The 24,833-nt window shown below is 72.5% G+C and carries 23 protein-coding genes; 14 read left to right on the forward strand and 9 right to left on the reverse strand.

Annotated features, from left to right (window positions below):
- Positions 1–32 precede the first annotated feature (32 nt).
- The 3 genes from J7W19_RS01495 (at position 33) to J7W19_RS01505 (ending at position 2,204) form a co-directional block, all read left to right on the forward strand.
- Positions 33–1,067, forward strand: a complete 1,035-nt coding sequence (locus J7W19_RS01495; RefSeq protein ID WP_233478049.1) for an Lrp/AsnC family transcriptional regulator — start codon at positions 33–35, stop codon at positions 1,065–1,067.
- Positions 1,068–1,351: 284 nt separating this feature from the next.
- Complete coding sequence (locus J7W19_RS01500) at positions 1,352–1,747, forward strand: roadblock/LC7 domain-containing protein (RefSeq protein WP_051072525.1); 396 nt, start codon at positions 1,352–1,354, stop codon at positions 1,745–1,747.
- A gap of 82 nt (positions 1,748–1,829) precedes the next feature.
- Positions 1,830–2,204, forward strand: a complete 375-nt coding sequence (locus J7W19_RS01505; RefSeq protein ID WP_004941414.1) for a hypothetical protein — start codon at positions 1,830–1,832, stop codon at positions 2,202–2,204.
- 11 nt (positions 2,205–2,215) lie between these two features.
- Here J7W19_RS01505 and J7W19_RS01510 read toward each other — a convergent pair whose 3' ends face one another.
- Entirely contained in the window at positions 2,216–3,055 is an 840-nt protein-coding gene (locus J7W19_RS01510; protein ID WP_004941416.1) for an alpha/beta fold hydrolase, read from the reverse strand.
- A 49-nt stretch (positions 3,056–3,104) separates the two neighbouring features.
- Positions 3,105–3,887, reverse strand: coding sequence for an alpha/beta fold hydrolase (locus J7W19_RS01515; protein ID WP_004941418.1), 783 nt, complete (start codon positions 3,885–3,887; stop codon positions 3,105–3,107).
- A gap of 148 nt (positions 3,888–4,035) precedes the next feature.
- Between J7W19_RS01515 and J7W19_RS01520 the strand changes: the two genes are divergently transcribed.
- Both J7W19_RS01520 and J7W19_RS01525 read left to right on the forward strand, forming a co-directional pair.
- Positions 4,036–4,920, forward strand: coding sequence for a LysR family transcriptional regulator (locus J7W19_RS01520; RefSeq protein ID WP_004941421.1), 885 nt, complete (start codon positions 4,036–4,038; stop codon positions 4,918–4,920).
- Between the two features lie 119 nt (positions 4,921–5,039).
- Positions 5,040–5,594, forward strand: a complete 555-nt coding sequence (locus J7W19_RS01525; protein WP_004941423.1) for an NUDIX hydrolase — start codon at positions 5,040–5,042, stop codon at positions 5,592–5,594.
- Positions 5,595–5,678: 84 nt separating this feature from the next.
- Here J7W19_RS01525 and J7W19_RS01530 read toward each other — a convergent pair whose 3' ends face one another.
- Complete coding sequence (locus J7W19_RS01530) at positions 5,679–6,725, reverse strand: DMT family transporter (RefSeq protein WP_106429553.1); 1,047 nt, start codon at positions 6,723–6,725, stop codon at positions 5,679–5,681.
- Between the two features lie 391 nt (positions 6,726–7,116).
- On the opposite strand from J7W19_RS01530, the gene J7W19_RS01535 reads away from it, so the two are divergent.
- From J7W19_RS01535 to J7W19_RS01570, 8 genes are all read left to right on the forward strand, one after another.
- The gene (locus J7W19_RS01535) at positions 7,117–8,241 is read left to right on the forward strand and encodes a baeRF2 domain-containing protein (protein ID WP_040888635.1); all 1,125 of its coding nucleotides are present in this window, start codon (positions 7,117–7,119) and stop codon (positions 8,239–8,241) included.
- Between the two features lie 72 nt (positions 8,242–8,313).
- Entirely contained in the window at positions 8,314–8,859 is a 546-nt protein-coding gene (locus tag J7W19_RS01540; protein ID WP_004941428.1) for a type 1 glutamine amidotransferase domain-containing protein, read from the forward strand.
- A 118-nt stretch (positions 8,860–8,977) separates the two neighbouring features.
- On the forward strand, positions 8,978–9,808 hold the full coding sequence (locus J7W19_RS01545; protein ID WP_004941429.1) for a hypothetical protein: 831 nt from the start codon (positions 8,978–8,980) through the stop codon (positions 9,806–9,808).
- Between the two features lie 55 nt (positions 9,809–9,863).
- Entirely contained in the window at positions 9,864–11,570 is a 1,707-nt protein-coding gene (locus J7W19_RS01550) for an IS1182 family transposase (protein ID WP_233478050.1), read from the forward strand.
- A gap of 446 nt (positions 11,571–12,016) precedes the next feature.
- Complete coding sequence (locus J7W19_RS01555) at positions 12,017–13,702, forward strand: thiol-activated cytolysin family protein (RefSeq protein ID WP_158688747.1); 1,686 nt, start codon at positions 12,017–12,019, stop codon at positions 13,700–13,702.
- A gap of 273 nt (positions 13,703–13,975) precedes the next feature.
- The gene (locus J7W19_RS01560) at positions 13,976–14,344 is read left to right on the forward strand and encodes a hypothetical protein (RefSeq protein WP_040888637.1); all 369 of its coding nucleotides are present in this window, start codon (positions 13,976–13,978) and stop codon (positions 14,342–14,344) included.
- Positions 14,345–14,681: 337 nt separating this feature from the next.
- Positions 14,682–14,891, forward strand: a complete 210-nt coding sequence (locus tag J7W19_RS01565) for a hypothetical protein (RefSeq protein ID WP_158688748.1) — start codon at positions 14,682–14,684, stop codon at positions 14,889–14,891.
- A 116-nt stretch (positions 14,892–15,007) separates the two neighbouring features.
- A complete protein-coding gene (locus tag J7W19_RS01570) occupies positions 15,008–15,349 on the forward strand; it encodes a hypothetical protein (protein ID WP_158688749.1) in 342 nt (113 codons plus the stop codon).
- A gap of 347 nt (positions 15,350–15,696) precedes the next feature.
- Here the strand turns inward: J7W19_RS01570 and J7W19_RS01575 are convergent, their stop codons facing one another.
- The 3 genes from J7W19_RS01575 to J7W19_RS01585 form a co-directional block, all read right to left on the reverse strand.
- A complete protein-coding gene (locus tag J7W19_RS01575; RefSeq protein ID WP_040888670.1) occupies positions 15,697–16,518 on the reverse strand; it encodes an IS5 family transposase in 822 nt (273 codons plus the stop codon).
- Positions 16,519–16,598: 80 nt separating this feature from the next.
- Positions 16,599–17,018 carry a hypothetical protein gene (locus J7W19_RS01580; RefSeq protein ID WP_004941441.1) on the reverse strand — a complete coding sequence of 140 codons (420 nt, stop codon included), beginning with the start codon at positions 17,016–17,018 and terminating at the stop codon, positions 16,599–16,601.
- Between the two features lie 2 nt (positions 17,019–17,020).
- Positions 17,021–17,923, reverse strand: coding sequence for a DUF6192 family protein (locus J7W19_RS01585; RefSeq protein WP_004941443.1), 903 nt, complete (start codon positions 17,921–17,923; stop codon positions 17,021–17,023).
- Positions 17,924–18,486: 563 nt separating this feature from the next.
- Here J7W19_RS01585 and J7W19_RS01590 point away from each other — a divergent pair.
- Positions 18,487–19,845, forward strand: a complete 1,359-nt coding sequence (locus J7W19_RS01590; protein ID WP_004941445.1) for an FUSC family protein — start codon at positions 18,487–18,489, stop codon at positions 19,843–19,845.
- Positions 19,846–19,980: 135 nt separating this feature from the next.
- Here the strand turns inward: J7W19_RS01590 and J7W19_RS01595 are convergent, their stop codons facing one another.
- Genes J7W19_RS01595 through nirB form a run of 3 tightly spaced genes read right to left on the reverse strand, consistent with a single transcriptional unit; the run spans position 19,981 to position 24,433 of the window.
- Positions 19,981–21,366 carry an MFS transporter gene (locus tag J7W19_RS01595; protein WP_004941447.1) on the reverse strand — a complete coding sequence of 462 codons (1,386 nt, stop codon included), beginning with the start codon at positions 21,364–21,366 and terminating at the stop codon, positions 19,981–19,983.
- Positions 21,363–21,803, reverse strand: coding sequence for a nitrite reductase (NAD(P)H) small subunit family protein (locus J7W19_RS01600; RefSeq protein WP_004941450.1), 441 nt, complete (start codon positions 21,801–21,803; stop codon positions 21,363–21,365). Before J7W19_RS01600 ends, J7W19_RS01595 begins: the two co-directional genes overlap by 4 nt.
- Entirely contained in the window at positions 21,800–24,433 is a 2,634-nt protein-coding gene (nirB, locus tag J7W19_RS01605) for a nitrite reductase large subunit NirB (protein WP_004941452.1), read from the reverse strand. The genes J7W19_RS01600 and nirB overlap by 4 nt, the downstream gene beginning before the upstream one ends.
- Positions 24,434–24,833 lie beyond the last annotated feature (400 nt).

Below are 24,833 nucleotides of genomic sequence, written 5' to 3' on the forward strand. Positions count from 1 at the left end.
GCGCGGAATCCGACAGCATTTACCGTGAGACGGTGAATTTCGACACCGCGCCCGACGACCAGCGAGCGGTGCTGCCGCCGCTCGACACCTCCGACCAGGCCCTCGTCCACGCCCTCCAGATCGACGGCCGGGCGCCCTTCCGCAGGATCGCCGAGGTGCTCGGCGTCTCCGACCAGACGGTCGCCCGCCGCTACACGCGGCTGCGGTCGGCCGGCGTCCTGCGGGTGCTGGGGCTGACCGAGCCGCTGCGCCTGGGCCAGGCGCCGTGGATCGTCCGGATCCGCTGCGCGCCGGGCGCGTCCGCGCAGATCTCCACGGCGCTGGCCCGGCGCCGGGACACCACCTGGATCAATCTGACGGCGGGCGGTACCGAGATCGCCTGTCTGGTGCGGCCGGAGCGGCCCGGGGAGGGCGTGCTGCTGCTGGAGAAGCTGCCGGGCACGCCCCGTGTGGTGGACGTCGCGGCCCACTCGCTGCTGCACGTCTTCTTCGGGCAGGAGCGCAGCCTGCTGACCAAGTCGGGCCCGCTCTCCGCCGGCCAGGTGGCCGCGCTGTCCCCCCGGGACGCCCCGGAGTCCCCGCCCGCCGACCCCGGCCCGGCCTTCCCGGTCGACGCGGCGGACCACCGGATGTTCGACGTCCTGGCGCTGGACGGCCGGGCCTCCGTCGGGGAGCTCGCGGCGGCCACCGGCTGGTCGCAGACCACGGTGCGGCGCCGGATGGCGGAGCTGCGGGCGGCCGGGGTGCTGTACTTCGACGTCGACTACCACCCGCGGGTGCTCCAGCGGAACTTCCGTTCCCTGCTGTGGCTGAACGTCGAGCCGTCCCGGATCGAGGAGGTCGGCAGGGCGCTCTCCGCCCATCCGGAGGTGGCGTTCGCGGCGGCGATCACGGGGGACGCCAATGTGCACGTCAGCGTGACGACACCGGACGTCACGGCGTTCTACCGCTACCTCACGGGTCCGGTGGCGGCGCTGCCCGGCATCCTGGGCACCGGCTCGGCGCCCGTCCACCGCACGGTGAAGGGGGCCGGGCCGCTGTGGACGCCGCAGTGGGGGCAGTGGTGAGCCGCCGAAGGCAAGGGGCCCACTGGGCAGTTGTGGTCCGGACCAATCGAAACGTCGATTTCCGGCCCTCTCACCCCTTGTGCCTCAGAGGAATGTGCCGAGGGAAAATGCCGAAACCCACCCGCCGCGACGCTCCTTTCGCATACCTTCTGTCGCAACGGACACGCCACCGGTAATCGCCCGAGGGCGGGAGAGGATTGTGTGACCGTGCCGTGCACCCGCCCGACTCCATCCCATCCATCATGAGGCGCGCCTTGAGGCAGTTCGCCGGAAGGAGGCAGTCGATGACCGCCGCACCACCCGAAGTACTCGCCGAGTTACAGGAGTTACGGGTCAGGGTTCCGTATCTGACCGGTGCGATGGTGGCGAGCACGGACGGCCTGGTGATCGCCCATCTGCTCGCCAACGCGGAACCCGACGGGGTGGCCGCGCTGACCGCCGCGGCGCTGGGCGTGGGTGCCCGGCTGACGGACGCCGTGGGCCACGGCGGCTTCCGCGAACTGTTGGTCAACGGCGAGTTCGGCTACGTGGCCACCTACGCGGCGGGCACCGCCAGCGTCCTGACGCTGCTGGCCACCGCCGACGCGAACGTCGGCCGGCTCAACATCGAGGCCCGCCGGGCCTGCCCCCGCCTCGGCGCCCTGATCGACGGCGCCCTCCAGCGGCAGCGGCAGCCCTAGCGGCGCGCCCCCGACGACCCACGGGCGCGGAGACCCGTGCGGCGCCCCCGCATCCCTTACCGACACCGAAAGCGGAACTCTCATGGCCAACACCGAAATGGCACTCAAGGACGCGATGAACTCCATCGAGGGGGCCATCGGCGTCGCGCTCGTCGACTACGGCAGCGGCATGGCACTCGGCACCCTGGGCGGCAACCAGTCGATCGACCTCAACGTGGCGGCGGCGGCCAACACCGACGTCGTCCGGGCCAAGCTGCGCGCCATGGAGATGCTGAACCTCCAGGACCGCATCGAGGACATCCTCATCACCCTCGGCACCCAGTACCACCTGATCCGGCTGCTCACCGGGCGCGGGGGCAGCGGCCTGTTCCTCTACCTCGTCCTGGACGCCAAGCGGGCCAACCTGGCGATGGCCCGCCACCAGCTCAAGCGCATAGAGAGCGACCTGGAGGTCTGAGCGACCGGCGGTCAGCGGAGGCCCGCGGGCTCCCGCTCGGCGGCCACGCGCTCGTCGAGGAAGGCCGCGAGCTTCGCGGCGAAGCCCTCCGGATCCTCCCCCGGGGCGCCGTGCCCGGCGTCGATCTCGGCGTAACGGCTGTCCGCGATGCCGGACAGCAGCGCCCGCTGCTGGCCGGCGTCGATGATCCGGTCGTGCGCGCTGGCCAGCACCAGGGTGGGCGCGGTGATCCGGCCCAGCAGCGGGCCCAGGTCCACCGTCAGGTCGACCTCGGTCTGCCGGTCGGCGCCGGGGGCGATCACCCCGGCGAGCGCGCCGACCAGGGCCTCGTAGGCGGCGTCGTCCGTCCGCTCCCAGTAGCGCGGGCCGAAGGCCATCAGCGGCAGCATCCGGACGAACAGGTCCGTCCCGTGCCGGGCGTCGGACCGCAGCAGGGCGAGCCAGTAGCGGAACTCCGCCGCCATCCGGGAGTCCGTGCGCACCCACGCGGCGTGCAGCGCCAGCGAGCGGACCCGGCCGGGGTGCGTCCCCGCGAGGTGCGCGGCCACCACGGCGCCCAGCGAGTGGCCGGCCAGGTGGAAGGTGGCGAGCCCGGCGTCGTCGGCGGCGGCGAGGACCTCGTCGGCGAGGTCGGCGACGGTCAGGGGCCCGCCGTGGTCGGTGGTGGCGCCGGACCCGGAGAGGTCGGGCGCCACCACGGTGAAGCGGTCGGCGACGGCCCCGGTCAGGGGCTGCCACTGCTCCTTCGTGGCCCCCGTGCCGTGGACGAGGACCAGGCCGGGGCCGGACCCGGAGCGGTCGTAGGCGACGGTGGCCGCGCCGTGGCAGAGGGCGGCGGTGGTGCTGGGCATGGCTGTCCGATTCTCGTGAAAGCGTGAAGGGCGGTACGGCGGCGGTCCGCTACGCGGGGACGCCGACCCGTATGGCGGTGAGCAGGTCCCGCAGCGCCGCGTTGAAGGCGGCGGGCCGCTCCTGGTGCGGCATGTGGCCGGAGCCGGCGATGACGCGGACCTCGGCGCCGGGGGTCAGTGCGGCGCACTCCCGGGAGATCGCGACGGGGATGTGGCTGAGCTCGCCGTGGACGTAGTGGACCGGCACCCGCAGCTCCGGCAGCGCCGGGCGCGGGTCGTACGCGAGGGCCCGGTCGAACTGCCGGTCGATGAAGACGCCGGAGTCCAGGACCTGGCGGACCGTCCAGTCGGCCAGCGCGGGCGGGGCGTCCGGCCCGAACCAGCCGGGGACCCAGCCCGCCACCGTGCCCGCCCGGTCCTCGCGCAGTTCGCCGACGAGGTCCGAGGACGACGGGTCGAGCGTCGGCCAGTGGGCGGACCCGTCCACCGAGACCGCCCCGCCGACCAGCCCGGGGTGCCGCAGGGCCAGTTCGAGGGCGAAGACGGCGCCGATCGACGAGCCGACGACCACGGGCCGGTCCAGCCCCAGGGCACCGATCAGCGCGACGACGTCGCCGACCACGCCGTCGATGTCGTTGCCCGCGGCGGGCCGGTCCGACCGGCCGCAGCCGCGCCAGTCGACGGTGACGACGCGGTGGTCCTCGACGAACGCGGGGAGCTGTGCGCCCCACACCCGTCCGCTGGTCCCCCAGCCGTGCAGGAACAGCAGGGCCGGACCGGTGCCCTCGTCCTCGTAGTAGAGCGTGGTGCCGTTGACGTTCGCGTACGGCATGGCGGACTCCTTCCCCTCCGGCCGGACCGGCTCTGGCGCCGGTCCGTCGATGACCCCCACTCCATCGCGCCGGCCGCCCGCGACCAAGGCGCGAAGTGCGCCTACACTCATCACGGATCGAGATCAGTGCAGGTGGGGGCGGGCGAACGTGGAGATCAGGCAGCTGGAGTACTTCCTGGCAGTGGCCGAGGAGCTGCACTTCGGGCGGGCCGCCGAGCGGCTGCACATCGTGCAGTCGGCCGTGAGCCAGCAGGTGCGCCGGCTGGAACGGGAGCTGGGGATGCCGCTGTTCGACCGGACGACCCGGGCCGTCGGGCTGACGGAGGCCGGACGCCGGCTGCTGCCGCACGCCCGCGAGGTGCTGGCCGCGCGGGAGCGGGCCAGGGCCGCCGTCGACGAACTGCGCACGGAGCACGCGGCCACCCTGCGGCTCGGCACCAGCTCGGGCCTGGGCGCCCGGCTGGAGGCGATCCTCGACGGCTTCGCCCGCCTCGCCCCCTCGGCCCAACTCGAACTCGTCACGGCCGCGACGGACGACCGGCTCCGGCGCGTCCGCTCCGGCGAGCTGGACGCGACCCTGCTGCGCGGCGACCGGCCGGTCCCCGGGCTGGAGTTGCTGCCGCTGTGGGAGGACGACGTCATGGTGGCGCTGCCCGCCCGGCACGACCTCGCGGTGCGCGACACGATCGACCTGGCCGAGCTGGCCGGGCTCCCGCTGCGGCTCTCCGGCCGCGAGCGCAACCCCGCGCTGTACGACCTGATGCTGCGCTCGTGCGAGGAGGCGGGCTTCACCCCCGTGTTCGGCCCGGAGTTCACCACGGCCCAGGACACCCTGGCGTCCATCGGGTACGGAAAACCGTCCTGGACGGTCTTCTACGCGCCGCACGCCGACCAACTGCCCGTGCCGGGCGTGGTCTTCCGGCGGCTGCGCTCGCCCGCGCCGGTCATGCGGGCGTATCTGGCGGTGCGCCCGGACCCGCCGCGGGCGGAGCTGCGGGCGCTGATCGAGGCGTGCCACGGCGCGGCGGCCTGAGCCCGGCCGGGCGGGCGGAAGTGCCGGGCCGGTCGGTTCCGTCGGGCCGCGGGTTGCTTCCGTTGGGCCGCGGGTTAATTCCGTTGGACCGCGGGCGACCGCTCCCTAGGATGCGGCACATGCCCCTCCCCCTGTCCGTCCCGGACCTCCTGAACCGCCACCGCCCCGCCGACGACCGGGAGCGCGCCGACGCCGAGCGGGTGCGCGCGCTGCTCGCCGCCGGCGGTGACCCCTGGCAGCGCGCCCTGCCCCTGCACCTCACCGCGACGGCGGTGATCGTCCACCCGGAGAGCCGCCGGGTGCTGTTGCGCAGGCACCCGCGGCTGGGCTCCTGGCTGCTGGTGGGCGGGCACGGCGACCCCGGGGAGACCGACCCGCTGGCCGTGGTGCTGCGGGAGGGACGGGAGGAGACCGCGCTGACGGACCTGGTGCCGTGGCCGGACGGGGAGTTGGCGCACATCGCGGTGGTGCCGGTGCCCGCGTCCGACCGCGAGCCGGCGCACGAACACGCCGACCTGCGCTTCGTCCTGGCGACCGGGACGCCGGAGGCGGTCCGTCCCGAGCACCCGGGGGCGGAACTGCGCTGGGCGGGCGTGGACGAGGCGCGGGGGCTGGTGGTGGAGGAGAACGTACGCGAGACGCTGTCCCGGGTGCGGCCGCTGCTGGAAGGGTGACGCGCGGCGCGGGGGCGGCGCGCCATGGCCCGGCGCCGTGCGGCCGATGCGGAAAGCGGCCGACGCGGCAGGCAAGCGACCGGCTCAGCGGCCGGCGGCCACCGCGTGGCGTCCGCGCGTCCGTTCGCCGTCGCCCGCGGGCGCGTCGCCAGCGGTCTTCGCCTCCTCGGCCGACCGGCCCGCGTCGCCGGACGGAGAGGCCGCGACGGGCGGAGAGGCCGCGACGGGCGGAGAGGCCGCGCCGGCCACCCGCCGGGGCGGCGTGCGCCGGGTCGCGGCGACGGCCACGCCGAGCAGCACGATCAGCCCGCCGGCGCCGGCCAGCGGCGCGGGGACGTTGCCGAAGAGGGCGGCGTCCAGGGCCAGGGCCGCGACGGGCACGGCGTAGAGCACCAGCGAGCTGGTGGCCGCCGTCGCCGCCCGGAGGACGCGGGACCAGGTGCAGAAGGCGAGGACGGTGCAGCCGAGGCCGAGCCAGCCGACGGCCGTCCCCTCCCGCCAGCCGACCGCGGCCGACTGCCGTACGGCGTCGGGGACCGCGAACAGCAGCGGCAGCAGCCCGAAGAGGCTGCCGTAGAAGATGCAGTCCAGCCCCGAGTAGCGGCGCAGCAGCGGCTTCTGCAGGACGAACGAGGTGGCCTGCGCGGCCGCGGCGACGACGATCATCGCCATGGCGGTGAGCGAACCGCCGCCCGCGCCGCCGGCCATGGCGACGACGAGGGCTCCGCCCAGCGCCACCAGCAGGCCGACGATGCCCCGGGCGCCGGGCCGCTCCTTGAGGACGAGCATGCCGAGGAGCGTGGCGAAGACGGGCGAGGTGGCCACCAGCATGGCGGCGGTGCCGCCTTCGACGTGCCGCTCGCCCGCGTACAGCAGGAGTTGGTAGGCGGTCATGCCGGTGAGCCCGAAGCCCGCCATCCGCAGGGCGTCCGCCCGCCGGAGCCGGCTGATCCGGCCGGTGAGCGCGCAGGGGACGAGGATCGCCGCGGCGCAGACGAGGCGCAGGATGGCGATGGACGTCGGGGAGTAGCCGTCGAGGGCGACGCGGATCGCGGGGAAGGCGGACCCCCAGAGGATCGCCGTCGCGGCCATGAACGTCCAAGGGGACGTCGTTCGGCGCTCGGCCGCCATGGGAGGTCACCGCCCATCGGTAGGGGACGTGCAGAAGGGCCGTGGGAAGCGGTTGTTCGCCTTCTTCCGGGCCGCTTTCGACGCTAGCGGCATTCGATCCATAAGTCGAATAATGAATTCCGTTACGATCTCCAAGAATTCCTTTGAGGTGGACCTGTCGGCGCGCACACCAAGGGGGCCGAGGTCGCGCCGGACGCCCTCCCCTCCTCGGGGCGCCGACCCTTCCTCGGCCCGCTCAACTCCCATGATTCCAGAGCGCATTCATTCCGTCACGAGCTGTGACCGAACGGCCGGGGTGTGGCTCCCGTCCTCGCGCCCCGGCGTGCGCCGTTGTGCCCCATCTGCTCAGCTGGATGAGTGGGCGCAAACCGCCCCGGGAGGAGGAGTCCACATGGCTATGGCCACTCGGGATGCCACCCGGACCGACCTCGGGACCCTGCGCGAGCTGCTGGCCGCGCCGGGCCCGTTCGCCTCGGTCTATTTCGGCCTCGAAGCACGCCCCGAGCGGGCGGAGGAGGCCGGGGCCCGCTGGCGGGACCTGGCCGCCCGGCTCGCCCGCGAGGGCGCCGACGCGGCCACCGTCGACGCGCTCACGGCCCGCGTCATGGACGCGCTGCCGGGCACCGGCGTCCTCGCCCTCTTCGCCTCGCACGGCGAGGTGCGCCACGCCGCCGAACTGCCCGGCGGGCACCACGGCGACGTCGCCGAATTCGCCTCCGTGCCGCACCTGTTGCCGCTGCTGGAGTGGCGGCAGGAGCACCCCGCGCACGTCGTCGCCGTCGTCGACCGCACCGGCGCCGACCTCCTCGTCCACCCCGAGGGCGGCACCGAGGCCCGGCGGCGCACGGTCCAGGGGACCGACGACGAGATCCTGCGCACCTCGGGCCTGCCCAACATGCGCTTCCAGCACCGCGCCGAGGACTCCTGGGAGCGGAACGCGAAGGTCGTCGCCACGGCCGTGGACGAGGCGCTCGCCGAGGTGTCGGCGTCCCTGCTGCTGGTCGCGGGCGACGTCCGGGCCCGGCAGTACCTGACCAAGCACCTGCCCGCGCGGGTCCGCCGGGACGTGACCGTCGGGCACATCAGCGGCAGCCGGTCGGCGGACGGCTCGGCGGCGGTGCGGACGTCCCGCACCGAGACCGAGGTGGCCCGGGCCGGCCACGCCCGCACCGCGGAACTGCTGCGCACGCTGGAGCATGAGCTCGCGCCCGGTGGGCACGCGGTCGAAGGGGTCCGCGCCACGCTCGACGCGCTCGCCGTCGGCCGGGTGGGGACCCTGACGGTCACCGACGACCCGCGGGACCAGCGGACCGCCTGGTTCGGCGACTCGCCGGCCGAGCTGGCCGAGCGCCGCGACGACCTGCCGCCGGACGGCGGCGGTGAGCCGCACGAGGGGCGCCTCGCCGACGTCGCGGTCCGGGCGGCCCTGCTGACCGGCGCCGACGTACGGGTGCTGGAGCCGGGCGAGCCCAGGACCCCGGCCCAGGGTGCGGGAGGCATCTGCCGCTACCCGTGACGGCCTCACCGCCGTCACCGTCGTGACCGTCGCGACCAGCGATCCGGACGAACAGGACAAGGAGCACACCACATGAAGGTGGCATTTCTCGTGGCCCCGGAAGGCATCGAGCAGGTCGAGCTGACCGACCCGTGGCAGGCCGTCAAGAACGCCGGCGGCACCCCCCGCCTGGTCTCCACCGAGCCGGGCAGCGTGCAGGCGTTCCACCACCTCGACAAGGCCGACACCTTCCCCGTCGACGACGTGGTGGACCAGGTGTCCGTCCAGGAGTACGACGGACTGGTGCTCCCCGGCGGCGTGGCCAATCCGGACGCGCTGCGGATGCACGAGGGCGCCGTCTCCTTCGTCAAGTCCTTCTTCGAGGCGGGCAAGCCGGTCGCCGCGATCTGCCACGCCCCGTGGACGCTGGTGGAGGCCGACGTGGTGCGCGGCCGGACCCTGACCTCGTGGCCCAGCCTGCGCACCGACGTCCGCAACGCGGGCGGCACCTGGGTGGACGAGCAGGTGAAGGTGTGCACCGGCGGCCCCAACACCCTGATCACCAGCCGGAAGCCGGGCGACCTGCCGGCCTTCTGCTCGGCGTTCGTGAAGGAGTTCCGCACCACCGCGCACGCCTGACCGCGCACCCGATCGGAACGCCCGGCCGCGCGGGCCGGCGGCACCCCGCCCGTCACGACGGGACGCGGGCGGCCGCCGGCCGAGTTGCGGCGCGGGGCGGTGCCCCTAGCGTGGCACTGTGATCGGCACACCGGATCCCCGAGCCGGTACGGGCGGACCGCTCCGCCGGTTCCTGCGCACTCCGGGCGCACCGGAGGCGCTGCGCCGCGCCGCCTGGGTGACCGTCGCCGGCTGCGCGGGGTTCTACACGTTCGCCTACGCCTTCGGCCGCCGCGACATGGCCCTCTACGCCATGTTCGGCGCACTGCCCCTGATCCTCTTCTCCTCGGTCCCCGGGCCGCCCCCTCGGCGTACCGGGACCCTGCTGCTGACGCTGCCCGTCGGCTGGGCGCTGGTCACCGCCGGCACCCTGCTCGCCGTCCGCGACTGGGCGGCGGCGCTGGGGATGCTGGCGGTGGGCTTCGCCGTCTCCCTGCTGGCGAACGGGGGCCCGCGGACGGCCGCCCCGGCGCCCGCCTTCCAGCTCTACTACGTGCTCCCCTGCTTCCCGCCCTACGCGCCGGACGCCCTGCCCGCCCGGCTGGCCGGCCTCACCGTCGGCATCCTGCTCACCGCCCTCGTGGACCGGCTGTTGTGGCGCGAGCCACGCCCCGTCCCGTATCGGACGCTGCTCGCCGACGCCACTGAGGCAACGGCCGGCTACTGCGCCGCCGTCGGGCGCCTCCTGGCCGGCGACGGGCCCCCTGAGGACGTCCGGAGCTCGCGGGAGGCGGCCGACCGGGCCCTGACGGCGACGCTGCTGTCCGAGGTGCCGCCGGACCAACGCCCCACCTCCGCCACGCCCGGCGACCGGGCCCTCACCCACACCCGGGCCGCGGTGCGGCACGTGCGCGACCTCCTGAGCTTGACTCTGTCGGGGATCTTGGAGTTTCCCGGCGCGACGGCGTGATCAACGGGCATGCTCGGGGCTGTTCCGCAGGCCGATGCAGTTGTCGAGGTGCTCGTTGTCCCTCCGTCCCCGTTCCGGTGAGCAAGTCCCGCCTCTGACCGCGCAGATCGCGCAGGCGAGCAACCCGGGCGGTACGGCGGCGATGTGGGTGAGAGACCGCCTGGACGGGCTGTGGCGTGACGAGGACTTTGCCGATTGGTATCCGCGTGACGGGCGTCCGGGCCTCTCGCCCGCCCAACTGGCCACCGTCTGTGTGCTGCAGTTCGTGCTCGGCCTGTCGGACCGGCAGGCCGCCGAGGCGGTGCGCTGCCGCATCGACTTCAAGTACGCCATGGCCATGGAGCTGGACGATCCCGGCTTCCACCACAGCGTGCTGGCCGACTTCCGTGAACGCCTCGCCGAGGGCGGCCGTGCCGACCGCCTCCTGGACCTCGCCCTGGCCCGCCTGAAGCTGGCCGGCCTGGTGCGCGAGCGCACCACACAACGCACCGACTCCACCCACGTCCTGGCCGCGGTCCGCGACCTGACCCGGCTGGAGATGGTCACCGAGGCGGTCCGCGCCGCACTGGAGGAGGTCGCCGGCACCGCCCCGCACGTGCTGGACGAGCTGGTCGACGAGGACTGGGGGCGCCGCTACGGCCGTCCGGTCCGCCTGGGCAAGAACCCCACCAAGCCCAAGACCAGGATCCTGGCCACCGGCAACGACGCCGTCCGGCTCCTGGAACACCTCTACCGGCACAGGGCGGACCGTGCGTCGGGCCCTCGTGTCCAGACCCTGCGCCAGATCATGGTGCAGAACTATCACCGCGACGCCGCAGGCCGCCTGCGCTGGCGCACCGCCGAGACCGAGGACGACCCCGGGCTGCCGCCCTCGTCCCGGGCGATCGTCTCCCCCTACGACACCGCGGCCCGCTATGCCCGTCACGGGCACATCATCAGCTGGAAGGGATTCTCTGCCCATCTGACGGAAACGTGCGCTCCTGACGGCCCCAACGTGATCACGGACGTGGCCACCACCGCGTCCACGACCCACGACAGCAACGTCCTGCCCGGCATCCACACCCGCCTCTCCCGCCGCGGTCTGCTGCCCGCCGAGCACCTGGTCGACAGCGGCTACACCTCCCTGCCCCACCTGGAACAAGCCGCACGCGACCATCAGGTCACCGTCTCCGGTCCGCTGAAGAACAACCCCACCCGCCAGCACCGTCGAGGCGAGGGCTTCGCCCGGGACGACTTCCACATCGATTACGACCGCCGGCAGGTCACCTGCCCTCGGGGGCAGGTCAGCGCGGGCTGGCACGGCCCCTACCCGACCTCCTCGTCCACCGCGGCCCCACTGATCGTGGCACGGTTCACCAAGAGCCAGTGTCAGCCCTGCCCGGCCCGCGCACAGTGCACCACCTCCCGCGAGAGCACCCGCACCGTCGGATTTCCCCCGCGAGAACTCCGTGACCTGCAACTCCGCGTCCGCGCCGAGCAACAGACGCCCGAGTGGAAGACCCGCTACGCGGTCCGCTCCGGAGTGGAAGGCACGGTCAACGAGTTCGCTCACGGCCACGGCATGCGCCGCTGCCGCTACCGAGGACAGAGCAAAGCCCACGTCCAGCACGTTCTGACCGCGATCGCCATCAACATCGAGCGTCTCGGCGGTCTCCCACCGACCGAGGAAGCACCCCCTCCCCGCCGACCGACCGCCTTCCAGAACTACCTCGACCAGCGCGAGATCCCCCGGCCGAAATCCTGGCGCACCCTGGGCACCTGACCTCGGCCACTCCAAGATCCCCGACAGAGTCAAGCTGAGTGCCTGAGTGGGAACTCTTGATCGGCGGCGGCGAGGCCCCGCGTGTCGTGATCGCGAGACCTATGGCCATGGCCTCAGGCGTGCCCGATGTGTCGGATGACTGGCCCCTCGGTGGATCGTTCCGCGCGTCGTGGGGGGGGCGATCTGTCTCAATTTCAGGCCTGGTCGGCGACGAGGTGCGCGCCCGTGGCGTCCTGCGGGCCAGCAGGCGGAGGAAGTGGGCCCCTGCACGACGAAATCTCTATCGCTCAGCTGGTGCGGCTACGGCCTGTTCTCGGCCCTCTTCCTTTATGTGGCTCAAAGTGTACGGAGTGTGATTGATCGGCTCATAGAAGGCTTTGTGGCTGGGCAGGATGTGGCGGTCCTCCCGCGATGGCGGGCGACGAGTAAGGGGAGTGGGGGATCAAATGACGCAAGCGAGCGAGGGGCAGGTCACGGCTGTCGCGTGGGCAGTGCAGACCGAAGGCGGCGGGTGCCGGGTGCAGTGGGATGTGCCGGATGCCACGCGCTACGAGGTCTATCGCGTGCCGGGCGCGTCCGAGGCAGAGCGGGAGGCGTCAGCGGGCCGTGCCGTTCCGGTGGCGCAGGCCGCCAGCCTGGAGAAGGTTGAGCTGCCGGATCTGCCCGCGCTTCGGGAACATCAGTACGTGATCGCTGCCTTCACCGGCGATGGCTCGTTGCCGGTGGCTGTGGCGCCGGTGGGTGTGGGAGACCGCCAGGCCAAGGCGGACGTCGCGGCGGCCCTGGCCAAGTGGAGGAAGTGGCGGGAGCTCAGCCCGTACCAGCCGAACGCAAAGTCAAAGGTGGGCCCCGAAGAGGTCACCCACGTCAAGGGCGTCAAGCGTACGAAGCAGACCTACAGCCTGACGAAGAACCCCGAAGAGGCGATCACGTTCGATCCGAACGTGTCCATGTGCTTCCCCGGGGCGATCGTGCAGGCCAAGCCGGCCATCGAGAACGGCTACCTGATCCCGGCGGGAATCGAGGACAGCGACCGGGCGGACCTGGGCATCACGGTGGACCGGCTCACCAGCAGGAAGGAGACGGCCTCCCCGCCGTCCGCGTCCAACGTGACCGCGGCGATCGGCAAGGTGGTCGGTGACGATGCCCCGGGCTCCTCGGACGTGGTCTTCCGCCGCGTGGAGGCGTACGACAGTTCCGAGACCGCCCTGGAACTGGGCATCTCCGCCAAGTATGGAGGGTTCGCCGCCTCGCTGGACATCAGCGCCAGGCGGAAGGAGACCATGAACACGGTCCTGGTCTATCTGCGCGAGAGGGGGTTCACCGCGTTCTGTGACGTGTCCACCCCGGGCGCGCTGTTCAAGGACAGCTTCACCGAGGAGAAGCTCAACAAGCTCGTCAGCGGCGGTTACATGGGGCCGGACAACCCACCGCTGCTGGTCAACAGCGTCGTCTACGGCCGCATCATCGTCTTCACCTTCACCTCCACCTCGTCCGAGACCGAGATCAAGGCCGCTCTCGAGGCCAGCTACCACGGCTTCGCGGACGTCGACGCCCACCTGAAGGCCCACTACCTGGGGATCATCTCCAAGTCCGAGGTCAGCATCATCAGCAAGGGCAGCACCGGAGGCCAGATCAAGGAACTGCTCACCAAGGGCACACTCGCGGAATCCTTCGCCACCCCCCAGAAGTACAAGTCCTACGTGAGGATCGGCTACACCCTCCAGACCCTGGACGGCATCCCGGCCAAAATGAGCGAAACCACCAACTACGACGCCGTCGTCTGGGGAGACAGCACCGTCACCCTCAAAGTCAAGAGCCTCGGAACCCCCTTCGGAACTCGTGAGTCATTCGACATCACCATCGACGGGCAAGAGCTCCCCGGAGCTAGCGGGCACCCGGCCACTGCGTACCGCGCCTTCGCGGAGGATGGCTCCGGAGACCCATACCGCATCACATGCATGAAGTATCCGGTGATCGGTACAACCGACACCGAAGCACACGTCGACTGGCGGCTCAGTCCCAAGGAATTGGGTTGGTTCGCCGGCGGCACTACCACCGCGAGCGGCCGCTACCCCGAGACCGGCAACGTCTGGATGGACTACGAGGCAGTCAAAGACGGTAACTCCTAGCCGCCCCAAGGGGCACGCCGCCCTCCTCGCACTTCCACTGCCCGCATAGGCGGGGCGCGAGGGGGCTGCAGGCGCGATCAGCCGTCATCAACAGCAGCGGGTGGCGCTGTCTCGGCCCTGCCGTCTCGGCTGCTCCTGAAAGGCGAGCAGGTACCCGTGTCGTGATTTCTGCGGCAAGGCGAGCCGTGTCGCCGCCCATCTGTGGATCCACCCGTCCCATCTGCTGTCCAGGCCGGAAGGGGAACCATGCCGTCAGCTACCGCATCGTCCGCAATGATCGTCATCAAGGAGGACGGCGGAGGTGAAACCAGCCCCATGGCTCAGCCGCAAGCGCAGTCCTACCTGATCGAGGTCATCAAGGCCCGGAAGATGACCGAGAAGACGGCGAACGTCAAGCAAGCCCTGAACCAGGCATTCGACGGTGGTGGGAAAGCCACTGGCAAATACACGTTCAACGGGCATCCGGTCCTGCATGCCAGCTCAGGTAACGGCCAGACAAGCGCCACCCTCTTCTTCTACGACGACGCCGGCAAGCTGATGCTGTTCGCCATGGGCGAGCATGACACCTCAACAAAGTACAAGATCAGCGTGTACGGGCAAAAGGGCACCGACTTCGCCAAAGGGAAGACGATCGCTGTCTGACTCCCGGTAGGCCGCTTGGCGCTGTCCGCTGGGTCACCAACGACCCCTCGGGCGGCGCCAAGGGCCGTCTCCGCCGCTCTCCGGCGATGAGGGAGCCCACCCCACGGTGCGGTGATTGACCTTTAAGTACGTGTTGGAAAACTGCCGACATTGAAGGTGGGGCGGGCTGGCGCCCGCAGCCGTCTGATCGGAGTTGCGTCTCAGCGTGACGGCGTGCGGGGTGGCCCGTGGAGCGGTCGACAAGTCCGGTGTGGCTGGAGAAGCCAGCGACGCTCGAACATCTCGTTCCTGCTTCAGGGGGACAGCGTCGCACGGGCAGCGACGCCACCATGGATACATGGTCAAACGACTAATTACCGTGACGGCCTTGGCCGTCTCGTCCGCCATCCTGGCTGCAGGAATCACTTCGGCCGCGGCCGCAGTTCCAGCCAGCATTCCGGCAGCCGATCCTGTCAGCCCTGTGACGCCGGACGAACCACAGGATCGGACAGGCTTCTCTGTTCCCGATGCCCTCCAGCTCGTCATCGACACGGTCAACTCATTCTGACCAGGGCCTGCCGGCTCAGCTGCCAATCACCGACCTGGCGCGAAGCCAGGACTGCATCCAACCGACGAACAGAAAGGCTGGCTATGCGGCGACTTGCTGCTGTTCTCCTCGGGGCTGTGATCGTTCTGGGAGGCACCTCTTCCCATGCCGTCGCCGCCCCGGGTGACCAAACCACGGTGGTAGGATCATGGGCCGAGAACGGCAACCAATCCATCGCAACGTGCCCGGCGGGAACCAAGCTGGTGAGCGGCGGCTACAACGCACAGCCCAATTATCACGAGGTACGGCGCGGTGGCGTGCTGGGGATGGTCGTTGACGCAACGGATGGTGTGCGCTCGTCCATCGGGCCCAACATGATCAGCACCAACACTCCGGCCCAGAATTCCTGGTATGCCTCGATTGAGGATGGCCGGATCCGGGCTTACGCGATCTGTGAAGAGGTGGCTCCCAGGAGATGACCTTGCTGATGAAGCCGGTCCCAGTTCACCCCGTATGAAGCACACGCCCTGGCTGAGCGCGGTGGCGGCCGAGGCCGCCACCGCGCTCAGCCAGGGCTTCTTGTCCCAGCCGTCAGAGCGTGGCCGACCGCCGCGGGCCAGCCGCCGGGTGTTGACGATCTGCCGCGCGACGGCGGTGTACGCCGGCACGATGCGGGTGTCCTCCAGATCGGCCTGGGAGGGCACGGCGCCGAACGGACGCAGTCCGCCGGGTCGCGTGATCCAGCCGAGCAGGGGGACACCGCTGTCGTGCATGTCCTGGGCTACGGCGTCGTAGAAGGCCGGGTCGGCCGCGCGAACACGCGGCTTCACCGGGCAACGGCGACGCCCGGACGGGTGAGCCGGCGGGTCATGAGCGTGATCGCGGCCCACGTGATCAACGCCTCCGAGTGCTGCGGCAGCCTCTCGTAATCGCGGGCATTTCTGCGGGCCTGCATGATCCACGCGATCGAGCGTTCGACCACCCAGCGGCGGGGCAGAATGACGAACCCGGGGGTGTTCTTCGGCCGGCTGACCGTCTTGACCGTGAGCCTCAGGAACGAGCGGGCCCAGTCGACCAGGCCGCCGGCGTAGGCGGAGTCGGCCCAGACCACCGTCAGCTCGGGGTGCATCAGCCTCAGACGGAAGAGGACTTCGCGCCCGGCGTCGCGGTCGCTGACGTCCGCGGGGGTCACCATTACCAGCAGCGGCAGACCCCGTGTGTCCACGACGAGGTGGCGTTTGCGCCCGTCTATCTTCTTCGCGGCGTCGTAGCCGCGGGTGGCTTTGCTGACGGTCTCGGCGGCCTTGACGCTCTGGGAGTCGATGACGATCGCGACCGCATGCGGGGCCCGGCCCGAACCGCACCGGATCCGGCGGCGGAGCTGGTCGCGGAGGATGCCGACGATCCCGGCCGCTGCCCATTTCGCGAAGTGGTCATAGACCGTCCGCCATGGCGGGAAGTCCTGCGGCAGGGCCCTCCACTTGCAGCCGGAATCGACCAAATACCTGATGGCGTCCACGATGTCGCGCCTGTGGTGCTTCTCCGGCCTGCCACCCCAGCGGGTCCGGCATGCGGGCACCGGAAGAAGGGGCTCGATCAAAGCCCACTCCGCTGTCGTGGTGTCGGAGGGGTAGCAGCGGCGACGCATCCCGGGCACCTCCATGCGGTGTTCCAGGGGCCGGCCCCGCCGGGAGGGGGGAAGCAGGCGGTACCGGTCCCTGGAGATGGTCATGCGCTGGCGATCAGGTCGAGGGTGGACTCGACCGAAGCGAGCTGGGCAACGATGTGCCGCACCCACTTGTCCTTCGGGTGAAGGGCAGCGTGCGGGGCGACCGTGCCGGAGATCAGACGGCGGATCTCGGTGAGCTTCTCACTGATCACCGACCGCTCGTAGGCTTCGAGCTCCCCGGACTGGGCGGCGAACTTGTAGCCGTCGGCCCGTGTCCAGATCAACGGCGGCCAACCGTTCTCGGCGATCATGTCCCGCAGCACGGCCAGTCCCGCCCTCACCTGGCTCGGGGAGAGCTCGCTCGCCCGCACCAGCTGCGGGAACAGCAGGCCCGCCGGCCTCGCCTCGAAGAGCACGAACCGGATGCTGTTCGCGTGCCGCTCGGCCGCAGCACCCCGCCTCCGGGATGCCCGCGGCATCCCTACTCGCCCCGCAGCAGCCGCGCGAGCTCCGCGTCCATGTCGACCTTGCCGGTCTCGACCGCGTTCTCGATCCAGTCCAGCGTCGCCCTCACGCCCGCCACCCGCTGATGGACCACCGCGCGCTCGTCCTCGCTCAGCCTGCGGTCGCGCAGGCCCGGCACCACCCGGCCGGCCGCCGCGGTGAACGCGTGGCAGGCCGCCACCAGGTCCAGGAACTCGATCGAGTGCTCGATCCGCCTCACCGCAGGGGCGAAGACGTCCGTGCGCTCGAAGTGCTCGCGGGCTTGCCGCCCCCGCTCGACCTGGGCCTGGTTGACCATGTGCCGGGCGGTGTTATCGGCCATGGCCCGCGCGGCGATCTCGGGCCGGTGCAGCATGACGGTGGCCACCTGACTGGCCACCTCCTCCTCACGCGCGAGGGTGTGGATGGCGTTGATCTTCTCCTGCGGCGAGACCGGCTTGGCGGCCTGCTGGCCCACCCGCCGGTGGGCGTCGTCGGGCGTCCACCGCATCTTGCCCGCGGGAGGTTTGCCGATCGCCTCGAACCGCTCCCTCTCGTCCTCGATGTGCGCGAGGATCCGGTGGACGGTGAAGGACACCCCGCTGCGGCGCCGTTCCTTCGGCCACCGGGAGGCCGTCCACCTCTGCTTCTCCACCGTCTTGTAGGACATGCCGATGTCCTCGGCGAGCCGGTGCAACGATTCGCGGACCGTGAACAGCTCCTGCCCCGGCGCGACCTCGTGCCGCCCGCCCCGCAGGCGCATCGGCTCGATCTCCAGCGCGCGGTCGCCGATGACGAACTGCCCCGTGGTCTGCTGCTCGACCACCTTCCGCAGCTCGGCGACGATCTCCTCGTATCGCTTCTGGCTGACACTCCCGACTTTGGTGTCGTCCTCGGACATGGCTTTCACCACCCCGCGGGCCGGGGCACGACCGCTTCCCGGCCGTGACGGGACTCGGCCCGCAACGACTCCGAGCGTCAGACCGAAAAACCACTGATCACAAGAATCAACGCACAATTGAGCGAAACAGGACAGAAGTTGAGCGGCTGGCCGTTCACGATGCGGTTACTGTGACCGTTCGCTGAACGGTTCCTTCCGCCTCCGCCAGGCCCTCACCTTGCACCGCGACGAGCAGAAAACAGCCGTCGACCGCCGGTCCAGCCCCACCACCCACCGGACTCCGCACTCCGGACACTCCCGCTCGCCGACGCCGGTCTGCACGGCCGCCAGCCGCTGCCGCAGCCGGCGTTCCCGGCGCCACCACCTGGCCCGACACGCCGACGAGCAGTACACCGCATCCGGCCGGGCACCCCGCCTCAGCGGGTCGTCACAGCACCTGCAACGACGGCCCGCCGACCCAACGGCGTCCTCCGGCACCCCGCCAGCGTACGGCCGCCAGGCTACTCAGAAACCGGGATTCCACACAGGCACTGAACGGCATCGTCGACGACCGCGGCGAGCCGGTGCCCGGAGCGCCCGCGCTGCTGCGGCACTGCGCGGACTCCCTGCGGCGCACCGCCTCGTCGCTGCGCCCGGACGTCGGGGGCCCGGAGGACGAGGACGCCCTGTCCGCCGCGCTGGCCGCGTTCGACGAGGAGCGGGCCCGGGGGCTCGCCCGGGCCACGCCCGGACGGCTGCGGCAGGACGCCGTGTTCCGCCAGGTGGCGGAGGGGACCCTGGTGGCGGCCGAGGCGGGCCGCCTCGCGGCCGGCGGGCGGCTGTCCGCCGCCTGGGACTACCCCGGCAGCCCCTTCGCGTACGTGGGCGTCGGCACCGCCGTGTGGTGGTGGCGCCGGCTGGCCGTCCGTCTGACGCCGACGTCCGTGCTGTTCCGGAACGCCCTCCGGCTCTCCCTCGCACTCGCCTGCGCGCGGCTGCTGGTCGGCGTCCTGGAGCTGCCGCACGGCTTCTGGGTGCTGCTGGCGATCCTCAGCCTCATGCGCACTTCCGCGGCCGACACCCGGGCCGCGCTGGTGCCCGGTGTCGTCGGGACGGTCGTGGGCGGCGTCCTCGCCACCGGGATGCTGCTCGCCGTGGACGGCACGACCGCCTTCTACGCGGCCTTCACCCCCGTCTTCCTGCTGGTGGGCCTGACCGTGGGCCCGGTGCTCGGCCCCGCCTGGACCCAGGGCGTGGTGACCGTCGTCCTCGTGCTGGTCTTCAGCCAGGTGGCGCCGCCCGACTGGGACCTGCCCGCCGTCCGGCTCCTCACCGTGCTGATCGGCGGAGGGATCGGTGCGGTGGCGAGCCTGCTCGCCTGGCCCCGGGGCGCGGCCGGACAACTGCGGCGCGACATCGCCGACTTCCTGACCCGGGCCGCCGCGGCGTGCCCGGCCGTGACCGCCCGGCTGGCCCGCCCGCACGCCGGCGGGGTCGACGAACTGGCGGCGGCGCGGCGAGCCTTGTTCCTCGCCCAGGGGACCTACCTCCAGTACCACATGGAGGCCGCCTCGCGGGACGGCCGGGACCTCCCCTGGGAGGCGTTCACGCTGCCCGGGTACGCGGTGGTCGCCGGCGGCGCCATGATGCTCGCCCGGCGCCGGGACGACGACCGGCCGCCGCTGCCGCCCGCCGCCGACGCCGAACTGACCGGCCTGGCCGGGCTGGCGGCGGCACGCTGCCTGGCGACCGCGCAGTCCCTCCGCTCGGAACGCCCTCTCGGCCTGGCCCCCGACGACACCCCGCCCGCCGAGGCGTCCGGCCCCCTGCGCTGGGCGGCCGGCCACGCGACGTCGGCCCGGGCGGCCGACGTCCTCCTGGTCGCCGAGGCGGAGGCGTGGCTGGCGGGGGTGGTGCGGGCGGCGGGGGCCGCCGCGCGGTGAGGGTGCCCCGGTCCCGCCCTTTCTCCGTTTCTTGCGGGGGCAAGCCCCCACACCCCCGCAACCGCGCGGAGCCGCGACAAGGGGGGCTGGGGGCGCAGCCCCCAGGAAACGGAGAAAGGGCGGGACCGGGGCACCTCAAACCGGCTCAGCCCCCCGCCGCAGGAACACCCCCCACGTCACCACCAAACACACCACATACCAGGCCAGAAAGGCCAGATAAGCCGGCTCCCCACTGCCACCACTCAGAAAAGCCTGCCGGAACGCGACATTGATCAGCACCCCACCAAGCGCCCCAACCGCCCCCGCCACCCCCATGGCCGCATTCGCATGCTGATGTGCCAACCGATAAGCCGCCTCGGACTCCACCCCCGCGGCCACCCGCCGCCGCGCCGCGGCCCGATGCAACGCCGGAATCATCTTGTACGTCGAGCCGTTGCCGACGCCGCTGAGGAAGAAGAGAAGCACATACCCGGTCAGGAACAGCGACAGCGATCCCTCCCGCGAGGCCGCGACCACGAGGGCCGTGCTCCCCGCCATGGCGGCGAACGTCCAGAACGTGACGCGCGCCCCGCCCCACCGGTCGGCCAGGACACCGCCCAGCGGCCGGACCAACGAGCCCAGCAGCGGCCCGAGGAAGGTGAGGGAGGCCGCCCGGACGGGAGTCGGGAACGCGTCCGGGAACTGGACGAGGAGCACCTGCCCGAAGGCGAAGCCGAAGCCGATGAACGACCCGAACGTCCCGATGTAGAGCAGGGACACGGTCCAGGTGTGCCCCTGCCGGGCCACCTCGCGCAGCGGACGGCCGGGCGGCCGGGGCCCGCCCAGGTCGTCCATGCGCAGCGCGGCGGCGAGCGCGGCGAGCCCGATGAGCGGGATGTAGACGAGGACGATCAGCCGGGGGTGCCCGGCGCCCGCCGTGCCGAGCACCAGCAGGCCGAGCAACTGCACGGCGGGCACACCGAGGTTGCCGCCGCCCGCGTTGACGCCGAGGGCGCGGCCCTTCAGGTGCTGGGGATAGAACGCGTTGATGTTGGCCATCGACGAGGCGAAGTTGCCGCCCCCGACGCCCGCGACGGCGGCCACCAGAACCAACGTCGAGTAGGAGACGCCCGGTTCGAGGACGACGGCGGTGAGCACGGTGGGGACGAGGAGGACGGCGGCGCTGATCACCGTCCAGGTCCGGCCGCCGAAGACGGCCACGGCGACGGTGTACGGCAGCCGCAGCGCGCCGCCGACGAGCGTCGGCACCGCCGTGAGCAGGAACTTCCCGGCCGGGTCGATGCCGTACTCGGGACCGAGGAAGAGGACGAGGACGGACCACAGGCTCCACACCGAGAAACCGATGTGCTCGCAGAGGACGGAGAGGACCAGGTTGCGCCGGGCGATCCGGGCGCCCCCGGCCGCCCAGAACGCCGGGTCGTCGGGCCGCCAGTCCTCGACGCGCCGCCGCCGGCGGCGTCGGGATGCCGGGGCGGCGGGGGGTTCGTGGGCCCGCTCGGCGGCGGGGGTGAGGGGGTTCACGGGTGCTCCCGGGGTGGGGCGGACGGGCGGTCGGCGGATGGCGCGGCGGTCGCGCCGGCGGGCCGGTCGCCGGACGGTCCGGCCGCGCCGGCGAGGCGCACGGGCCACACGGGCAGTGTGGCGGGCCCTCCGCCGGGCGTCTCGGGCTCGTCGGCGCAGGCGCCCGAGCGCAGGTCGAACGCGCGGTGGTACATGGGCTCGACCACGACGGGCACGCCGTCGCGGCTGCCGAGCAGGCCGCGGGAGACCACGTACGCCCCGCTGAACGGGTCCCGGTTGCCGACGGCGTAGAGCCGTCCGGCGCGGTCCCGGAAGACCGCCACCTGATGCCCGCCGACGAGGGCGGCGACCCCGCGGCCGGGGATCAGGTCGTCGTACGCGCAGACGGGGGTCCAGCCGCCGCCGGTGTCGACCTCGACGACGCGGCGGGCGGTCACCGCGCCACCGCCGCGACGGTCCCGGCGGTCCCGACGTCCGGGACGGGGAGGACGGGCGGGGCGGCCGGGCGGATCCGCCCGGGTTCCCCCTCGAAGCGGACGGCCGGGTCGGGGGTGCCGGGCGCGTTGACGAACGAGACGAAGCGGCGCAGCCGTTCGGGGTCGTCGAGGGTGGCGCGCCACTCGTCCTCGTAGGTGGCGACGTGCTCGGCCATCAGGGCGTCGAGGTCGGCGCAGATGCCGAGGGAGTCGTCGACGACGACGGACCGCAGCCGGTCGAGCCCGCCCTCCATGCGCGCGATCCAGGGGGCGGTGCGCTCCAGCCGGTCGGCGGTGCGGATGTAGAACATCAGGAAGCGGTCGAGGGTGCGGACGAGGGTGTCGCGGTCGGCGTCGGCGAGGAGCAGTTCGGCGTGGCGGGGGGTGGTCCCACCGTTGCCGCCGACGTAGAGGTTCCAGCCGGCGGCGGTGGCGATGACGCCGAAGTCCTTGCCGCGGGCCTCGGCGCACTCGCGGGCGCAGCCGCTGACGGCGGCCTTGAGCTTGTGCGGGGAGCGCAGGCCGCGGTAGCGGAGCTCGAGTTCGACGGCGAGCGCGACGGAGTCCTGGACGCCGTAGCGGCACCAGACCGAGCCGACACAGGACTTCACGGTGCGCAGGGCCTTGCCGTAGGCGTGTCCGGACTCGAAGCCGGCGTCGACGAGCCGCCGCCAGATGTGCGGGAGCTGGTCGACGGTGGCGCCGAGCAGGTCGATGCGCTGCCCGCCGGTGATCTTCGTGTAGAGGCCGAAGTCGCGGGCGACCTCGCCGATGACGATGAGCTTCTCAGGGGTGATCTCGCCGGCGGGGACGCGCGGGACGACGGAGTAGGAGCCGTTGCGCTGGAGGTTGGCGAGGAAGTGGTCGTTGGTGTCCTGGAGGGCGGCCTGTTCGCCGTCGAGGATGTGGACGGAGTTGCCGAGGCGGGGGTTGAGGGTGGCGAGGATGGAGGCGACGACGGGTTTGCAGGTGTCGCAGCCGTCGCTCCCGTTGGCACCGCTGCCGTGTTCGTCGATGAGGCGGGAGAAACTGGTGATGCCGGTGACGCTGATGATGTCGAAGAGTTCGGCCCGGGTGTGGGTGAAGTGCTCGCAGAGGCCCTTGGGGGCGGGGGCGGCACCGGCGGGTGCAGTCGCGCCCTCCACGAGCTTGGTCACCACGGCGACGCAGGAGCCGCAGCCGGTGCCGGCGTGGGTGTGCCGCTGGACCGCGCGGACATCGGAGCGGCCGTGGTCGGTGACGGCGGCGCGGATGCGGCCCTTGGTGACGTTGTGGCAGGAGCAGACGATCGTGCTGTCCGGGAGGCTCTCCGGGCCGGGCGCCGCCGCGCCGGCGGCCGAGGCCGGCAGCAGGAGCCGTTCCGGCGCGGTGGTGAGCGGGGTGCCCGCCTCGGCGAGCGGCCGGAGTACGTCGTAGGCGTCCGTGTCGCCGACCAGGACGCCGCCGAGCAGCCGGCCGTCGGGGGCGACGACGAGCTTCTTGTAGACGCCGTCGCGGCTGTTGGCGTAGCTGACCTCCAGGGCGTCGTCGCCGGTGGCGTGCGCGTCGCCAAAGGCGGCCACGGCGACGCCGAGGAGCTTGAGGCGGGCGGCGGGTGCGGCGCCGGTGAAGCTCCCGTCGCCGCCCGTGATCCGGACGGCGGCGGCCTCGGCCATGGCGTAGCCGGGCGCGACCAGGCCGTGCACCCGGCCGTCGGGCGTCAGCGCGCACTCGCCGACGGCCCAGACCCGGGGGTCGGCGGTACGGCAGCCCTCGTCGACGACGATGCCGCCGCGCTCGCCGACGGGCAGGCCGCAGGCGCGGGCGAGTTCGTCGCGGGGCCGGACGCCGGCGGAGAACACGACGAGCCCGCACGGGACGACCGTGCCGTCCGAGAGCGTCACGCTGCCGACGGTCCCGTCCGGCCCGGCCTCGACGGCACGGGCGCCGACGCCGGTATGCACGACGACGCCCAGCTCCTCGACCTTGCGGCGCAGGGCGGCGCCGCCGCCGTCGTCCACCTGCGCGGCCATCAGCCGGGGCGCGAACTCGACGACGTGCGTCTCCAGCCCCAGCGCCCGCAGCGCCCCCGCCGCCTCCAGCCCGAGCAGCCCGCCGCCGACGACCAGCCCCGTCCGCACGGCTCCGGCGCGGGCGCGCAGGGCCTCCAGGTCGTCGAGGGTGCGGTAGACGAAGCAGCCGGGGGTGTCCCGGCCGGTAACGGGCGGGACGAAGGGGCGCGATCCGGTGGCCAGGACGAGGGTGCCGTACGCGTGGACCGCGCCCGAGCGGGTGGTCACCTCGCGGGCGGCGCGGTCGATCGCCACGACGGGGTCGTCGAGCCGCAGTCCGACGCCGGGGCGCCGGGCGAACTCCTGTGGCCAGAGCGACAGTTCCTCTTCCGTCACACCGGAGAGGAACGAGGTGAGCCGGACGCGGTCGTAGGCGGGGCGCGGCTCCTCCGCGAGGACGGTGACGCGCGGGGCGTCCGCACCGAGCGCGTCGGTGCGCCGGACGAACGCTTCGAGGAAGCGCTGGCCGACCATGCCGTGGCCGACGAGCACGAGGGGGTGGTGCCGGTCGAGGTGGGGTGGGCTACTGGGGGTGGTCATGCGGTCGGTCCGCCTTTCGGGATCGTCAGCGGGTGCGCGGGGGAGCGCGGTACGGCGCGGGAAGCGCCGTCGGGCTCGTGCCCTGGGTGCGCTGGGTGGCTGCGGGGCCCCGGCGCCTTCGCCGGGGAGGGGGACGGTGGTGACGAGACGCCGCACGATCGCACTCGCGTCCGGCGACGCCCCGAAGTGGGCTCGCTGTCGGTCGGCCCCGGCGCCTTCGCCGGGGAGGTCGGTTCAGCCGGTGTGACGGGTGCGCCAGGCGGCGGTACCGCTCCCGACGACGCCGTCGGACGACCTTGACGGACCGTCGCCCCCGGCGCCGCGCACAGCCCCCGGGACCCCTTGCCGACCGCGCGGGGGCGGGTGGTGGCGGGGAGCCGCTCGGGTGGCGTGGCGCGGC

The organism is Streptomyces mobaraensis NBRC 13819 = DSM 40847 (genome assembly GCF_017916255.1).
In the GTDB taxonomy this organism is placed as follows: domain Bacteria; phylum Actinomycetota; class Actinomycetes; order Streptomycetales; family Streptomycetaceae; genus Streptomyces; species Streptomyces mobaraensis.

Excerpts from the sequence above, each read along its gene's own strand:
- J7W19_RS01525 (WP_004941423.1), top strand. The coding sequence starts at position 5,040 with ATGCCCCTCCCCCTGTCCGTCCCGGACCTCCTGAACCGCCACCGCCCC.
- J7W19_RS01560 (WP_040888637.1), top strand. The coding sequence starts at position 13,976 with ATGATCGTCATCAAGGAGGACGGCGGAGGTGAAACCAGCCCCATGGCT.
- J7W19_RS01500 (WP_051072525.1), top strand. The coding sequence starts at position 1,352 with ATGACCGCCGCACCACCCGAAGTACTCGCCGAGTTACAGGAGTTACGG.
- J7W19_RS01530 (WP_106429553.1), bottom strand. The coding sequence starts at position 6,725 with ATGGCGGCCGAGCGCCGAACGACGTCCCCTTGGACGTTCATGGCCGCG.
- J7W19_RS01585 (WP_004941443.1), bottom strand. The coding sequence starts at position 17,923 with ATGTCCGAGGACGACACCAAAGTCGGGAGTGTCAGCCAGAAGCGATAC.
- J7W19_RS01565 (WP_158688748.1), top strand. The coding sequence starts at position 14,682 with ATGGTCAAACGACTAATTACCGTGACGGCCTTGGCCGTCTCGTCCGCC.
- J7W19_RS01535 (WP_040888635.1), top strand. The coding sequence starts at position 7,117 with ATGGCTATGGCCACTCGGGATGCCACCCGGACCGACCTCGGGACCCTG.
- J7W19_RS01575 (WP_040888670.1), bottom strand. The coding sequence starts at position 16,518 with ATGCGTCGCCGCTGCTACCCCTCCGACACCACGACAGCGGAGTGGGCT.
- J7W19_RS01515 (WP_004941418.1), bottom strand. The coding sequence starts at position 3,887 with ATGCCGTACGCGAACGTCAACGGCACCACGCTCTACTACGAGGACGAG.
- J7W19_RS01540 (WP_004941428.1), top strand. The coding sequence starts at position 8,314 with ATGAAGGTGGCATTTCTCGTGGCCCCGGAAGGCATCGAGCAGGTCGAG.
- nirB (WP_004941452.1), bottom strand. The coding sequence starts at position 24,433 with ATGACCACCCCCAGTAGCCCACCCCACCTCGACCGGCACCACCCCCTC.
- J7W19_RS01505 (WP_004941414.1), top strand. The coding sequence starts at position 1,830 with ATGGCCAACACCGAAATGGCACTCAAGGACGCGATGAACTCCATCGAG.
- J7W19_RS01510 (WP_004941416.1), bottom strand. The coding sequence starts at position 3,055 with ATGCCCAGCACCACCGCCGCCCTCTGCCACGGCGCGGCCACCGTCGCC.
- J7W19_RS01580 (WP_004941441.1), bottom strand. The coding sequence starts at position 17,018 with ATGCCGCGGGCATCCCGGAGGCGGGGTGCTGCGGCCGAGCGGCACGCG.
- J7W19_RS01555 (WP_158688747.1), top strand. The coding sequence starts at position 12,017 with ATGACGCAAGCGAGCGAGGGGCAGGTCACGGCTGTCGCGTGGGCAGTG.